Consider the following 14,170-nt stretch of genomic DNA (forward strand, 5'->3'; position numbering starts at 1 on the left):
CTGGGGTTGCGGGGCGGCTGTGACGGGTGGGGCCGCTGCCTGCGTTGCTTGCGCGGCTTGTGTGGCTTGCGCGTTTTGCATTGCAGCCGAAGACGGTGCCTCGAAAGGTGTGCCCGGCGCCACGGCGGCCAGGGTGTAGGCGCCGATACGGATGCGCGCGCCCAGGGGCAGGCCCACTTCCTGACCCGAACGCACGGGCTGCTCTGCCACCCAGATGGGATCACGCTCGCTCAGGTTCGCAACAAAGGCTCCCTCGGAATCCAGCCTGACCATGGCGTGCACGCGCGCGACGGAAGCGTCCGGGTCCGAGATGATGAGCTTGTTCTGGCCACTGCGTCCGATCGTGCCACCGGCCATGCCGAATACGGCATGCCAGTGGCGATCGACCGGAACGCCATCGTGGTCCACGACCCTGAGTTCGATTTTGTCCATGGAGTCTTAGGCTAGGCAGTTTTCAGGAAGCGTCGGGATGCCTCAGGAGGCTTTGCGCGCGGGCGCAGGGCGCTTGTTGCGCAGCGCGGCACGGGCGTTGTTGAACTCCCGGCCCCAGATGGGGTGGCCCTTTTCGGCCTCGGTCAGCTGGAAGGTGGGGTCCAGGGCCAGGGCCATGTCGAAGTGCTGGCGGCAGGGCTTGCGGCGGCCTTCCACGCAGTGGCTAAAGGCGATGTACTTCAGCGCCTTGACCTGGCTGCTCATGGGCAGTTCCTGCGCGGTGGACAGGGGCGTCAGCGCCGTGATGGCGTCCTCATAGCGGCCGTCCACATAGAGCTGGATGGCTTCGACCAGCTCCTGCTCCTTGATCACCACGGGGTCCACGGGCTTGACGGGCTCCGGAGGCTGGACCACGGTCGGGGCCGGCTCGGGCTCCACGGGCTTTGGCGCGGTTTCACACGCGGCCAGGCCGAAGGCAACGGCCAGGGCAAGGGTCAGGCGCTGGATGGAGTGAGGAATATTCAGGGTCATGGACATGGTCAGCGGGCATCAAAGTCATGGGAAAGGGTCACCGACTGGCCGTCGGTGATGCGAATCACCTGCCGATAGCTCTCGAAGCCGGGATTGCGCAGCTCCACCGTGTGGGAGCCTGGCGCCAGCTTGAGCAGCACGACGGGAGGGGTGACGCCGGACGGCTTGCCGTTGATCAGCACATTCGCCCAGGGGCTGACCCTCAGGCGCAGGTTGTGATCTGTCCGTGGCGTCTCAGACCGTGCAGCCAGCGCGGCGGAGCGCGCTGGAGCAAGGCCGGGTGTCAGGGCGGTGATCGAGGTGATCACGCGGCTGTTCAGTGCAAAGCCACCGGCCGTGGGTGCCGCAGGCGCCGTGCGCAGCCGCTGCGCGGAAGGGCAGCGCTGGATCCAGCGGTCCTGGGCGCGGCTGTAGGCGTCCCGCCACGGTGTGCCCGTGGTTTCGTAGGCTTGCAGTGCAAAGCCCGGGTGTGCGGAGAACGCGGAGTCGAAGGCCGCCTCGCAGCGCGCCCATTCCTTGTGCGTGCAATAGGTGTAGGCCAGGTACTTGTGGGCGGAGGCCCGCTCCATGGGATCGGCCAGCCCGCCAAACAGCGCAGCCTGCAGCGCACGCTCGGCCTGGGCCAGGTCGCGCGCCTCGAACAGCGCAATGCCCTGCGCCAGCTGCGGGCGTCCTGCCGAGCCGGTTTGGGCCGGCGCTGCCTCTTCGCATGCCGCCTGGGAATGCGCCAGGCAGGGCAGGCCGAGCACTGCAGTGCACAGCATCCATCGCCAGCGGTGGTTCATCAGTCGAGCCATGGGCCGCGCTCATTCGAAAAGATGGTTCACGGTCACCGACTCGCCCTTGGTGACCGTGATGGTCTTGGTCACCGTGGAGGCCGCACCCGGGTTGCTGATGTCGATGCGGTACTCGCCCTCTGGAAGCTCCATCTGGGTCAGCGGCGGGCTGGTCCGTGCCGGGGCGCGGTTCACGGAGACATAGCCCCAGGGCACGACCCGGAACACCACCTTGCCCGTGGCCGCTGCGGGCTTGACGGGGCGGGCTTCGGTCTTGGGCGGCTCGGTGGGCAACGGCTCGGACCCGGTGGCCACCGTGACGGGGACGACGGGCGGGCTCTGCTCGGGCTGCGAGGGGGCAATCTCGGGCAACGCGGCCTGCTGCTCGGGCGCGGTCATCGGCTGCACCTGCTCCGTGGAGGCCAGCGAGGCCTCGTTGAGCAATTGCTTGAGCAGCGCCTGGGCCTCGGTGCGGTGCTGTCCTTCGGGGAAGCTGTCCAGGTAGTCCTGCAGGCGGGCCAGGCTGGACTGGCTTTGCGCCTGCTGCCAGGCCAGGCTGTCGCGTGCTGCCAGGGTCTTGGCGCGTGCCTGGTCCTGGGAATGGTCGTACCACAGCACGCCGCCGCCTGCGATGGCAGCCAGCACCAGGGCGCCGATGGCCAACGGTACCGCCATGCTGCTGCGCCTGGCCTTGGGCGCAGCCTGGGCCCCCGCAGCTGGAGGCCGGGCAGCCGGAGGCTTGCCTTGGACGGCCGGCGCTGCGGCGGGCTGCTCGGGAACCGGTGCCGGAGCTGAAGCCGGAGCCTGAACCGTAGCCTGAGGCGCCGGCATGCCTGGCAGTGCCTGGTCGATGTCGATGAACGGCCCGTTGCCCAGGCCCATCGGGTCGGCTGCAGAAGCCTGGGGCGCAGATGGGGGAGCCATCTGAGGCGTTGCCATGGCAGCAGGAGCGGGGACCGGCGATGCCGGGGCCGCGGGTGGAACCGTTGCAACAGGCGGCACGGGCAGCACAGGTGTCACAGGTGCCACAGGTGCAAACGGCATGACCGTCGCCACGGGCGCAACCTGTGGGGTGGGTGCGGGAACGTAGGTTTCCGTGATCGGCAGGAAACGGGGTGCCTGCGCGGATGCCGACTCATTGGCCATGGCGGCCTGAACGGCCGCAGGCGTCGTGATCGGGATGTAGATGGGGCTGGGGCTGGGCTCCACAGGCGCAGGCGCCGCCCGGTTTTCGGCAGACAAGCCCAGCAGGCTGCGCAGTTCGGCAATCGACTGGGGCCGGTCCTGCGGGCGCACGGCCAGGGCTTTTTGCATGCCCTGCAGGAAGGCGTCGGAGTAGCCGGGAACCTGCTCGGAAGTCAGCGGCTGCATGGGGTCCGTGACCATGCGCGCCACCGAGGTGGCAGGAGTGCGGCCCGTGGCGGCCTGGTGAATGAGGGCGCCGACCTGGTAGATGTCCGTCCACGCGCCCTGGGGCATGGCGCCGTCGTCCACGTATTGCTCGATGGGCGCAAAACCGGGCTTGAGCACCATGGTCAGCGCCTGGGTCATGTCACCGATGATGCGGCGCGCGGCACCGAAATCCAGCAGCACGGGGCTGCCATCGCGCTGCACGAAGATGTTGTCCGGCGCGATATCGCGGTGGAAGCAGTCCTGTGCATGCAGGACCTCGAGCACATCGAGCAGCGGGGCCAGCAGGGTGCTGAGCTGGGCCTGGTCGATGCGGCCCGACGATGCCTGCAGCACGCGGCCCAGCGTCTGGCCCTCGTAGTGGCGCATCACCATGTAGGCCGTGCCGCCGGCTTCGAAGAATCGGTAGACATGCACCAGGGTGGGGTGCGAGAAGCGTGCCAGCAGGCGGGCCTCGTTGATGAAGCTGCGCAGCCCGGCGTCGAACGCGCCACGGTGCTGCGAGCGCACATGCACCTGATGGGAGCTTTGCCGCCCGGCCAGGGCCGAAGGCATGTACTCCTTGATCGCGACCTCGCGGTCCAGCGAGAGGTCACGGGCCTTGTAGACGATGCCGAAACCGCCTTCGCCGATGACATCGAGCACGCGGTATTCGCCAATCTGGACACCTGCCGGAAGGCAGTTGGTCGAACATGCTGCTTCGCTATCCATGCAATCCCACCCAAGATGTTGTTTCACACCCTGGCGGGCGATGTCTGTCGCGCAGCCAGGGTGCCGAACCTGTTCGAGGCCATTGGACAAGGAGAAAGCCGGCATCACACCGGTAATCTGTCTCTGTAAACCGTTGGTTTTCCTCAATCAGCCTATTGTCTGAAGCCAGGGGCCAAAGACGAGCGTCATGGATTCGTCATGAATACAAGATCGTATTTCAATCGGACTCCGAATGCGGCGTGAGTGTAGCTTGAGTTCCGCAAAAAGCCATGACACGAATCGAATGGATATGAGGTGGATACATTTTTTTTCAGATGTATCCGCCGTAACAATTCAGTCTGCTCAATTGTTTGTATTTTGCCGGCCTTATCCACTATCATCGCGGCTCCAACAAAGGAGGGCGGTTCACGACAGTGAGGATTGCAGGCGATTGTCAATACATTCCTTGACCATCCAGGGTATGCGCCGCACTGATCTGAATCACGTGTTAAGTGAATCGGTTTCGTGCGCTCTACCCGAGAGTGGTTTCCCCTTTGTTCGCGTGTGAACTATCCGATGCAATCAGGCTATTGGGTTGCATGCGAACGTTTAATCCATTAGTTCGAGAGGTGTGCAATGTCCGTTGATATGTTCATGAAGGTCGAGGGCGCCAGTGGCGAGTCCCAGGATTCCAACCACAAGGGCTGGACCGACATCGACTCCTTCACCTGGGGTGCTACCCAGCCCAACACCATGTCCAGCGGCGGTGGTGCCGGCGCCGGCAAGGTGAGCTTCCATGACCTGAACGTCATCGCCAAGGTGGACAAGTGCTACCCCGCCGTGCTCAAGCACTGCGCCACGGGCAAGCACCTGGGCCAGGTCGACATCTCGCTGTGCAAGGCCGGCGGCTCGCAGATCGAGTTCACCAAGATCACCCTGACCGACGTCATGGTGACGAACGTGACTGTCAGCGGCGCCAACTCCTCTGACACCGTGACCGTGAACTACTCGTTCCAGGCTGCCAAGGTCAAGACCCAGTACTGGGAACAGACCAACCAGGGCGGCAAGGGCGCCGAGAGCCAGATGGGCTTCAACATCAAGGAAAACCGCGAAGCCTGAGCTTCCTCCCGCAGCTGTGCTGCTGCGGCAACCCGCGTCGGACTCGTCTGGCGCGGGTGTTGCCGTGGACGTGCGGGAATATGGCCTCCATCTATCGATGGAGGCTTTTCAGTATGGAAAGCCGAAATCGGGCTGTTGGGGGAATATCAGAGATACGCGCCTTGAGGCCGCGTGGGTAACCGCGTGCCTGGCTGGTTTTTGTGTCATTTTTTTGACGTGGGCCAGCTTTCCATTCCTGTCAAAAGCTGAATGTCGTTAGGCTTGTCAATCTTTGACAAACACAAAAACCCATGGCTGCAGGCATGGGGAATCGACTTGCTCGCTGCACTATCAATGTGCAGAAAATTTCTGATAAAAATGGATTGCCGTGGATATGCGCAGGATTACCGCGCGTGGGTTCCTGTGTCTATTGATCAGGCACATTGAATGCCTGGTGCCGGGGCCTGCGAACCGTTGTGGTGCGTTTGGCCCGTACTGCGGCGAGTGGCGGAGCATACACGAACATCGGACGTTGTCGAGAATATTTTTGCCGGTCCAATTATTAAAACGCAATTCGTTTCTTTAATAAATTCCACTGCCAACTTGTGTACAAGAGAGAGTACTAAATGCGTGAATGGACCATTGCCCATTGCCGGCGTGCAAATCCGTCAGAGAGATTGCAGCAGCAATCGGCGTATACCCTGTCACCGGCTGCAAATCTGCACGGTGCCGAAGGCATGGCTTCGCACTTTTCCACCGCCTTGAGCCGGGTCCTGGCTGGCCTTGGCTGTCGCCAACGGCAGGGGCGGTGTTCTCCAACCGGCATGGCAGTCGCATGAGCATCGCGGTTGCCTCCCCGCCCGTGTGCGAGACGCGCCAGGGGCCTGCAAGCAGCGCGCACTCGCTGGCCGCGCAGATCTACGCTTGCCTGAAGAACGACATCTTCGACTTCCGCCTGCTGCCCGGCGACCGCTTCAGCGAGGGCGAAATCGCCACGCGCATGCAGGTCAGCCGCACGCCTGTGCGCCAGGCGCTGTTCTGGTTGCAGCGCGATGGCTATGTCGATGTGCATTTCAAGAGCGGGTGGCAGATCAAGGCCTTCGACTTCAAGTACTTCGAGGATCTCTATGAGGTGCGAACCCTGATGGAGACCAGCGCCGTGGCCAGCCTGGTGGGCGAATCGCTGAAGTCATTGCAGCCGTTGCGCGAGGTCTGGTGCGTGCCCGAGGAGCAGCGCGAGACCGACCCCGCCGTGGTGGCCTCGCTGGACGAGGCCTTCCATACCGGCCTGGTGGCCGCGACCGGCAACCAGGAGATGGCGCGCATCCACCTGGACATCACCGAGCGCATCCGCATCATCCGGCGCCTGGATGTCATCAAGCTGCCGCGGGTCTCGGCAACCTATGACGACCATGCCGCCATCCTCGCGGCCATCGAGGCTGGCGATGCGGCGCGGGCCCAGTCCTGCCTGAGGGAGCACATCGCCGACAGCCGGGCCGAGGTCAAGCGCATCACGTTCTACATGCTGCAAACGGCGCGCGAGCGCTATGGCGCCCTGACGCAGATGGCCTGAGGGCCGCAATGTGTTGCTGGAGGGCCTCTTCGGAGGCCCTTTTTCATGGCCGGGCCGCCGCGGCAAGGCGGCGGACATCCGTTCCGGCGCAGCAAAGCCTGCAAGTCGTGGGCAAGGGGCCTGCTTTTCCCCGCATCGCTGCGTCGGCGTCCCGGTAGTCTTCCTGCCAAACCGTGGACGGGCCTCGCGCCCGCGCCATCTGCCAACTCACAGGGAAGAGAACATGAGCATCAGAACCGACAACCTGAACGTGCAAAGCCTGCTGGCCCGCGCCCAATCCAAGCTCAACAGCACGACGCAGGCGGCTTCGGATTCGGCCGGCAAGAAGAGCGCTGCGGAGACCAGCGCCACCAAGACGGACAGCACCAAGACGGAGACCACCGAAGCGGAGAAGGTGCGCAAGCTGGCACCGTCGCTGACCAAGGCGCACGAGCGCATTGCGGCCCAGGCCCAGGCGGGATCGACCTCGCTGTCGGCGTTGGGGCAGTTCAAGTCATCCCTGGTGGACTTGGCCTCGGCGGGCAAGGATGTGGCCGCGCTCTCGGCCACCAGCACCACCCAGTCGGTGCAAGGCGCGCTGGAAAAGCTGGTGGCGCGCTATAACTCCAGCGTTGCCAAGGGCAGCGTGAGCGCGGCGGCCGGTTCTTCCACCGATGTGGGTGCCACCCGCGCCCTGCGCGAGTTGCGCTCGGCCATCATGAGTGTCACGGGCAGCGCGACCGCGCCCAGCCTGGGCAAGCTCGGCATCGTCCAGCGCCAGGACGGCACGCTGGCGGTGGATGCCAAGGCCCTGGAAAAGTCCATGGCCGCCGATGCCGCAGGCGTGACCTCGGCCCTGGCCGGCATTGGCAAGGCGGTGGAGAGCAGCGCCAACTCTGCGCTGTCCACGGGCAGCCGCCTCAGCTCGTCCATGGCCAGTCTGGGCGACCGGGTCAAGACGCTGCAGCAGCAGCAAAGTGCGGTGGTTGCCACGGCCGAGAAGCTGGGCGATTCCCTGGTCGGTTCGGCCAACTGGAACCGCATGGTGCTGGACGCCTACCTCAAGAACTGATTTCAGCACCATCCCCGCCCTGCATCCTGCTCCCGGAAAACATGAAAAACCTGCGCATCGGCCTCCGTCTCGGAGGCGGCTTCACCATTCTTTTGCTGATCATGCTGTTGATCAGTGTCACCAGCATCGTCAGCATGGGGCACATGGCCCGCTCGACCACGGAAATCACCGAGGTGGCCCTGGCCAAGGAGCGGATGATCAGCGACTGGTTCCGCAACATCCACTCGGGCTCGCGCCGGACCACGGCCATCGCCAAGAGCAGCGATCCTTCGCTGGCCACCTTCTTTGCCGAAGACGCGGCCGAGTCCTCGCGCCAGTCGGGCAAGCTGCAGGACCGCATCGAGCCGCTGCTGCAGACGCAGGAAGAAAAGGACATCTGGGTCGAGATCAAGAAGGCGCGCGCCGGCTACCTGGCGGGCCGCGACGTGGTGACCAAGGCCAAGGCGGAAGGCCGTGCAGAAGATGCCGAGCGCCTGTTCACCCAGGAGTACCAGCCCGCCACGCAGCGCTATATAGAGATCGTGCAGCGCCTGCTGGACATGCAGCGCGCCGCCATAGACAGCTCCGCCGGTGAAGTGCAGGTGCGCTTTTCTGCCAGCCGCGCCACCATCATCGCCGTGGTGTCCCTGGCCGTGGTGCTGGGCGCGCTGGCCGCATGGTGGATCACGCGCGGCATCACCGTGCCGCTGGCCGAAGCCCTGCGCGTGGCGCGCACCGTGGCCAACAACGACCTGACCAGCCGCATCACCGTTGATTCGCGCGACGAAACCGGCCAGTTGCTGCAGGCGCTGCGCCAGATGAACGACAACCTGGCCCAGGTCGTGGGGCAGGTGCGCTCGGGTGCCGACAGCATCGCCACGGCTTCGGGCGAGATCGATGCGGGCAACCAGGACCTGTCCTCGCGCACCGAGCAGCAGGCCAGCTCGCTGGAGCAGACGGCTGCCGCCATGGAGGAGCTGACCAGCACGGTCAAGCAGAACGCCGAGAACGCGCGCCAGGCCAATCAGCTGGCCGCTTCGGCATCGCAGACTGCGGTGCAGGGTGGCAAGGTGGTGGCCGGCGTGGTGGACACCATGGGCGGCATCAGCGAGTCCAGCCGCAAGATTGCCGACATCATCGGCGTCATCGACTCCATTGCCTTCCAGACCAACATCCTGGCGCTGAACGCCGCTGTGGAAGCGGCACGTGCCGGTGAGCAGGGCCGTGGCTTTGCCGTGGTGGCGGGCGAGGTGCGTGCGCTGGCCCAGCGCAGCGCCTCGGCGGCCAAGGACATCAAGGACCTGATTGCAGACTCCGTGTCCAAGGTGGACGCGGGCACGCGCCAGGTGGCCGAGGCCGGCCGCACCATGGACGGCATCGTGCAAAGCGTGCAGCAGGTCAGCGACCTGGTGGCCGAGATCACGGCCGCCAGCCAGGAGCAAAGCAGCGGCATCAACCAGGTGCACCAGGCGATTTCGCAGATGGACACGGTGACCCAGCAGAATGCCGCGCTGGTCGAGGAGGCAGCAGCTGCGACCGGCTCGCTCAAATCCCAGGTGAATCAGCTGGCGGCGGCCGTGAGCGTGTTCCGCATCGACGGCGTGGCGCCGGCCCGTGCAGGAGCAGCTTCGTCTTCAGTACCTGCCGCGCGCGCGCCCTCTGCGGCAGCGCCCATGCGTCCTGCGGCCAGACCGCTGGCCGCGTCCGCCCCAGCTGCCGGCACTGCACCCGCTGCTGCCCCACGCAGCGCATCTGCTGCCCCAGCTCCCGCCGCAAAGCTGCCTGCCGCCAGGCAGACCGTGGCGGCCAAGGGCAATGACGACGGGGACTGGACTTCGTTCTGAGTCCGCCCGGCTCCGGTTGAGTTCTGCCGGGTTTGGCCGAGTTCAGCTACTTGGGGGCGCCCAGTTGGTACTTGGAGCCCTCGCCCTGGCCATCGGTGATGGCGGCGGCCTGGCCAGCGGCAGGGTTCACGCCGCCGGCATCTTCCTTGTTCGTGGCTCCTGCGCCGCTTGCGGGCTCCGATGCCTTGGCGGGCAGGGGAGTGGCTGGCGGCAGGGGCTCGTGCGGATCCCCCTTGGCATGGGGCATGACCTGCTCGGCCATGATCACGGGCTGGCCCAGCAGGGGCTTGTCCGGCGGGGGCTGGTTGAAGCGCGGCACTTCGGCCATGGGGAATCCCGCGCGCGTTGACGAGGTCTCGCCCGAGCAGGCGGCCAGCGTCAGCAAAGAGGTTGCAGCGACGCCCAGGGCCAGCCGTCTGGCGAGTGTCGTGGCCTGCACAAATTCATGGGGCATGGTTGTTCTCCGATGTCGATCTTCCGGCCGACATGCTCCCATGTGTCCAGGACTGGTGGCGTAGGTCCATGCCGGATTCCCGGTGACAGGCCATCGCAATCCTTGCTCAGGGCTGGCTGCCGCTGGCCTTCCACGATCCATCGGACTGCTTGCAGAACCAGAAACGCCAGTTTTCCGAGGTCTTTTTCAGGCGCACGTCGGCCGACAGCAGGCGGCAGCTTCCGGCCGAGCCGGTCTGCACGGTCTGCTGCGGCTGCAAGGCCATCGTCACGCGCTGGTTGGTACGGTTCGGGCGGCTGGTCCATTCGGTCACGGAGCCGTCGGCGGCCTCGTTGAGCACCTTGGCCACGGCGGCCTTTGCGTCGGGCAGGTCCCTGGCGGGAATGCGTGCGGCGATGGTGTCGTTGAGGAAGATCAACGCTGCGGCATTGGCGCTGGTGGACACCAGCGAGGCGGCGGCGGCCAGCGATGCGACGGTGAGGGCAAAGGTTTTCATGCAATGGTTCCTGGAGTGTGGGCCGACGACCGCAGCGGGATGTCGGAAGGAAGGTATCGGGCCATGTTAACGGCTGCCGTGGTGGCGCCGTGCGTCGCGCACCGCTGAAACCAGCGCGGACTGCGGCCGAGTGTGGTCGAGTGCTGCCGAGGGCCGCGCAAAACCGTTACAGTCCCTGGCGGATTCCTTCGTCCATTTCCGCCAGAAATTCCACTGCATGCCACGATCTTCCAGCCACCAGACCACCCAGCGCTTTGCCATTCCATGGACGCTTGTTGCAGGCTTTGGTGCAGCGGCCCTGGCCACCCTGGTCATCGCCTTCGTCAATTTCCGGGCGTCCGAGGCGCGGGGCCAGGCCGTGAATGCCATGGACCGCACGACGCTGGCCATGCGCCAGCTCAGCCAGCTCAACGCCTCGCTCAAGGATGCCGAAACCGGGCAGCGGGGCTTTCTGCTGACGGGTGACCAGGCCTATCTGCAGCCCTACCAGCAGGCGCGCGATGTGCTGCAAAAGCAGCTGGAGGCGCTCAAGGCGCGCACGTCCAGCGACTCCGTCCAGCACCGGCTGCTGGACCAGATCGAGGACATCTCGACCCAGAAGCTGCGCGAGCTGCAGGAAACCATAGACTTGCGCAAGGCCGGCGACCTGGACGCCGCCATGGCCCTGGTGCGCCTGGACGTGGGCAAGAACGCCATGGATCGGCTGCGCGAGCTGATCGATGATCTCTACACCCGCCAGACCCGTGAGCTGGAGCAGCGCCGCCAGCTGTGGGTGGAGGCCTCCACCACCTCGACGTACTACTCCTGGGGCGGCTCCCTCATCTTGCTGGGCCTGATCCTGGCATCGGCCGCGCTGACGGTGCGCGAGTACCGCGTCAAGGCGCGCCAGTCGTGGGTGACGTCCGGTCTGTCCGGCCTGGGCCAGCAGTTGCAGGGCGACCGCCGGCTGGAAGACCTGGGCCAGAAGGCACTGGAATACCTGGCCACCTACCTGCGCGCCGAGGTGGGCGCCGGCTATGTGGTGGACTGCGCCGACGGCGGTCTGCGCCTGTTCGGCGGCTATGCCTTGCCGCGCGAGCGCCTGCAGCACAAGCTGCTGCCCGGCGAGGGCCTGGCGGGCCAGGCGGTCACCTCGCGCAAGCTGCTGCATGTCAGGGACGTGCCCGCGCAGCACCTGCCGATTTCCTCGGGCACCGGCCAGTCCAGCCCGTTGCAGCTGATGGTGGCGCCCGCCATGGAGAACGGCGAAGTGTTCGCCGTCATCGAACTGGGCTTTCTGCGCGGGGTGAGCGAGGCAGAGCGCAGCCTGCTGGAGAGGGCGTCCGAAATGCTGGCCGTGGCCATCCGCTCGGGCCTGGACCGTTCACGCCTTGAGACCTTGCTGGAAGAAACGCGCCGCCAGTCGGAAGAGCTGCAGGCCCAGCAGGAAGAGCTGCGCGTGAGCAACGAGGAGCTGGAGCAGCAAAGCCGCATCCTGCAGGAGTCGCAGACGCAGATGGAGCACCAGCAAAGCGAGCTGGAGCAGACCAATGCCCATCTGGAGGAGCAGACCCAGCAGCTGGAGTACCAGCGCGAGCAACTGCTGCGCGCCCAGGGTGCGCTGACCGACAAGGCGCACGAGCTGGAGCTGGCCAGCCAGTACAAGAGCGAGTTCCTGGCCAACATGAGCCACGAGCTGCGCACGCCGCTGAACTCCACGCTGATCCTCGCCAAGCTGCTGGCCGACAACAAGCCCGGCAACCTGCAGGCCGATCAGGTCAAGTACGCACAGACCATTCATGCGGCGGGCAGCGACCTGCTGGCGCTGATCAACGATATCCTGGACCTGTCCAAGATCGAGGCTGGCCAGGTCAGCGTCCTGGTGGAGCCCATGACCATCGCCACCGCCTTGCAGGCGCTGATGGAGCCGCTGCGCCCCATCGCCCGCGAAAAAGGCCTGGAGCTGACATGGACGGTGGACCCCGGCGTGCCGGCCTCCATGCAGACCGACCCCATGCGGCTGGCCCAGGTGCTCAAGAACCTGCTGTCCAACGCGCTCAAGTTCACGGCCAAGGGCTCGGTCGAACTGCAGGTGTCCCGCGTGCCCGGGGGCATGCTGGCGTTTGCCGTGCGCGATACCGGCATCGGCATTGCCGAGCAGCAGCAGCAATTCATCTTCGATGCCTTCCGCCAGGCGGACGGCAGCACGCATCGCAAGTTCGGCGGAACGGGCCTGGGCCTGTCGATCTCACGTGACCTTGCCGGGCTGCTGGGCGGCACGCTGACCGTCTCCAGCACGCCGGGGCAGGGCAGCGTGTTCACGCTGACCGTGCCTGTGATCCTGGAGCTGGTGGAGCCTGGCCAGGCCTTGGCTGCCGCGCCGCTGCCCCGCCCGGCGCGGGAATCGCTGGCGAATGCGCAGACACAGACGCAGGTGCCGGTGTCATCGCCCGCGTCCGTGCCCGCCGTCGCCTCGGCCCATGTCGCGCCGGCTGCGCCCGCGTTCGCGCCGGCCATGTCGCCAGCCATGTCTGCGCCGATGTTGCCTACTTCGTCCGCGGCGAATGCCCTGCGAAAGAGCGGGCAGAGCGGGCGCCGCATCCTCGTCATCGAGGACGATCTGCGCTTTGCCGACATTCTTTCCGAGCTCGCGCGCGAGATGGATTTCGAATGCGATGTGGCCAACACCGCGTCCGACGGCCTGGCCATGGCGGCAAGCAACCAGCCCAACGCCATCGTGCTGGACATCAACCTGCCCGATTTCTCGGGCCTGGGCGTGCTGGATCAGCTCAAGCGCAACCCCGTCACGCGCCACATTCCCGTGCACGTGGTCTCGGTGGCCGACTATTCGCAGGAGGCCATGGGACGCGGCGCCGTGGGCTACGCGCTCAAGCCCGTCAAGCGCGAGGAACTGGTCCATGCCCTGAAGCGGCTGGAGGCCAAGTTCACCCAGGACCTGCGCCGCGTGCTGGTGGTGGAGGACGACGAGCGCCAGCGCGAGAGCGTGCGCCACCTGCTCAGCCGCAGCGATGTGGACATCGTCTGCGCGGGCACGGCGGCGGCGGCGCTGGAGCATCTGCGCGGCGCCACCTTCGACTGCATGGTGATGGACCTGAACCTGCCCGACATCAGCGGCTACGAGCTGCTGCAGCGCATGACGGACCAGGACGATGTTTCCTTCCCGCCTGTCATCGTCTATACGGGCCGCGCGCTCTCGCGCGATGAAGAGCAGCAGCTGCGGCGCTTTTCCAAGTCCATCATCATCAAGGACGCGCGCTCGCCCGAGCGCCTGCTCGACGAGGTCACGCTGTTCCTGCACCAGGTGGAGTCCGAGCTGTCGGCCGAGCACCGTCAGATGCTGCAGGTGGCGCGCAGCCGCGAGTCGGCGCTGGAAGGGCGCACGGTGCTGGTGGTGGAGGACGATGTGCGCAATGTGTTCGCGCTGTCCAGCATCCTGGAGCCCACGGGCATCCGCGTGGAGATCGCGCGCAACGGGCGCGAGGCGCTGGAAACCCTGGAAGCGCGGGGCACGGCGCAGGCCGGCATCGACCTGGTCCTGATGGACATCATGATGCCCGAGATGGACGGCTACACCGCCATGCGCGAGATCCGCAACCGCCCGCAATGGCGCCGCCTGCCCATCATCGCCCTGACCGCCAAGGCCATGAAGGACGATCAGGAGAAATGCCTGGCCGCCGGTGCCAACGACTACATCGCCAAGCCGCTGGACGTGGAGAAGCTGCTGTCGCTGGTGCGGGTGTGGATGCCCAAGTAGCAAGGAGGACGCGATGCCGCAGCTGAAAAATAGCCCCCACGCTCCCCTTGCTGCGCAAGGTCCGCTGCCCCCCAAGGGGGCC

11 protein-coding genes are annotated in these 14,170 nt (G+C 65.8%); 5 read left to right on the plus strand and 6 right to left on the minus strand.

Annotated elements, in window-relative coordinates:
• From IAE24_RS16770 to IAE24_RS16785, 4 genes are all read right to left on the minus strand, one after another.
• Nucleotides 1-432, minus strand: a 432-nt coding sequence (locus tag IAE24_RS16770; protein ID WP_200016377.1) for an FHA domain-containing protein, incomplete at its 3' end; no start/stop codon positions are given.
• A gap of 42 nt (nucleotides 433-474) precedes the next feature.
• The gene (locus IAE24_RS16775) at nucleotides 475-969 is read right to left on the minus strand and encodes a TssQ family T6SS-associated lipoprotein (RefSeq protein WP_012205665.1); all 495 of its coding nucleotides are present in this window, start codon (nucleotides 967-969) and stop codon (nucleotides 475-477) included.
• Nucleotides 970-971: 2 nt separating this feature from the next.
• Nucleotides 972-1,760, minus strand: coding sequence for a PEGA domain-containing protein (locus IAE24_RS16780; RefSeq protein WP_063326055.1), 789 nt, complete (start codon nucleotides 1,758-1,760; stop codon nucleotides 972-974).
• A gap of 9 nt (nucleotides 1,761-1,769) precedes the next feature.
• Complete coding sequence (locus tag IAE24_RS16785; protein ID WP_199960661.1) at nucleotides 1,770-3,860, minus strand: serine/threonine protein kinase; 2,091 nt, start codon at nucleotides 3,858-3,860, stop codon at nucleotides 1,770-1,772.
• A 615-nt stretch (nucleotides 3,861-4,475) separates the two neighbouring features.
• Here IAE24_RS16785 and IAE24_RS16790 point away from each other — a divergent pair.
• The 4 genes from IAE24_RS16790 (at nucleotide 4,476) to IAE24_RS16805 (ending at nucleotide 9,384) form a co-directional block, all read left to right on the plus strand.
• Nucleotides 4,476-4,958, plus strand: coding sequence for an Hcp family type VI secretion system effector (locus tag IAE24_RS16790; RefSeq protein WP_013802370.1), 483 nt, complete (start codon nucleotides 4,476-4,478; stop codon nucleotides 4,956-4,958).
• An 814-nt stretch (nucleotides 4,959-5,772) separates the two neighbouring features.
• Entirely contained in the window at nucleotides 5,773-6,510 is a 738-nt protein-coding gene (locus IAE24_RS16795) for a GntR family transcriptional regulator (protein ID WP_013802371.1), read from the plus strand.
• A gap of 223 nt (nucleotides 6,511-6,733) precedes the next feature.
• On the plus strand, nucleotides 6,734-7,561 hold the full coding sequence (fliD, locus tag IAE24_RS16800) for a flagellar filament capping protein FliD (protein WP_099733585.1): 828 nt from the start codon (nucleotides 6,734-6,736) through the stop codon (nucleotides 7,559-7,561).
• A 41-nt stretch (nucleotides 7,562-7,602) separates the two neighbouring features.
• The gene (locus IAE24_RS16805; RefSeq protein WP_199960660.1) at nucleotides 7,603-9,384 is read left to right on the plus strand and encodes a methyl-accepting chemotaxis protein; all 1,782 of its coding nucleotides are present in this window, start codon (nucleotides 7,603-7,605) and stop codon (nucleotides 9,382-9,384) included.
• 46 nt (nucleotides 9,385-9,430) lie between these two features.
• Here the strand turns inward: IAE24_RS16805 and IAE24_RS16810 are convergent, their stop codons facing one another.
• Both IAE24_RS16810 and IAE24_RS16815 read right to left on the minus strand, forming a co-directional pair.
• Complete coding sequence (locus IAE24_RS16810; protein WP_199960659.1) at nucleotides 9,431-9,838, minus strand: hypothetical protein; 408 nt, start codon at nucleotides 9,836-9,838, stop codon at nucleotides 9,431-9,433.
• Nucleotides 9,839-9,944: 106 nt separating this feature from the next.
• Nucleotides 9,945-10,334: a hypothetical protein gene (locus tag IAE24_RS16815; RefSeq protein ID WP_013802375.1), complete on the minus strand. Its 390-nt coding sequence runs from the start codon at nucleotides 10,332-10,334 to the stop codon at nucleotides 9,945-9,947.
• 217 nt (nucleotides 10,335-10,551) lie between these two features.
• Between IAE24_RS16815 and IAE24_RS16820 the strand changes: the two genes are divergently transcribed.
• Nucleotides 10,552-14,088, plus strand: coding sequence for a response regulator (locus tag IAE24_RS16820; protein WP_199960658.1), 3,537 nt, complete (start codon nucleotides 10,552-10,554; stop codon nucleotides 14,086-14,088).
• Nucleotides 14,089-14,170: the final 82 nt, after the last annotated feature.

Source organism: Delftia sp. S65 (assembly GCF_016516495.1).
GTDB classification, from domain to species: domain Bacteria; phylum Pseudomonadota; class Gammaproteobacteria; order Burkholderiales; family Burkholderiaceae_C; genus Comamonas; species Comamonas acidovorans.

What these genes read in the sequence shown, in the direction of transcription:
- IAE24_RS16775 (WP_012205665.1), bottom strand. Translation starts at nt 969, where the DNA reads ATGTCCATGACCCTGAATATTCCTCACTCCATCCAGCGCCTGACCCTT.
- IAE24_RS16780 (WP_063326055.1), bottom strand. Translation starts at nt 1,760, where the DNA reads ATGGCTCGACTGATGAACCACCGCTGGCGATGGATGCTGTGCACTGCA.
- IAE24_RS16785 (WP_199960661.1), bottom strand. Translation starts at nt 3,860, where the DNA reads ATGGATAGCGAAGCAGCATGTTCGACCAACTGCCTTCCGGCAGGTGTC.
- IAE24_RS16790 (WP_013802370.1), top strand. Translation starts at nt 4,476, where the DNA reads ATGTCCGTTGATATGTTCATGAAGGTCGAGGGCGCCAGTGGCGAGTCC.
- IAE24_RS16795 (WP_013802371.1), top strand. Translation starts at nt 5,773, where the DNA reads ATGAGCATCGCGGTTGCCTCCCCGCCCGTGTGCGAGACGCGCCAGGGG.
- fliD (WP_099733585.1), top strand. Translation starts at nt 6,734, where the DNA reads ATGAGCATCAGAACCGACAACCTGAACGTGCAAAGCCTGCTGGCCCGC.
- IAE24_RS16805 (WP_199960660.1), top strand. Translation starts at nt 7,603, where the DNA reads ATGAAAAACCTGCGCATCGGCCTCCGTCTCGGAGGCGGCTTCACCATT.
- IAE24_RS16810 (WP_199960659.1), bottom strand. Translation starts at nt 9,838, where the DNA reads ATGCCCCATGAATTTGTGCAGGCCACGACACTCGCCAGACGGCTGGCC.
- IAE24_RS16815 (WP_013802375.1), bottom strand. Translation starts at nt 10,334, where the DNA reads ATGAAAACCTTTGCCCTCACCGTCGCATCGCTGGCCGCCGCCGCCTCG.
- IAE24_RS16820 (WP_199960658.1), top strand. Translation starts at nt 10,552, where the DNA reads ATGCCACGATCTTCCAGCCACCAGACCACCCAGCGCTTTGCCATTCCA.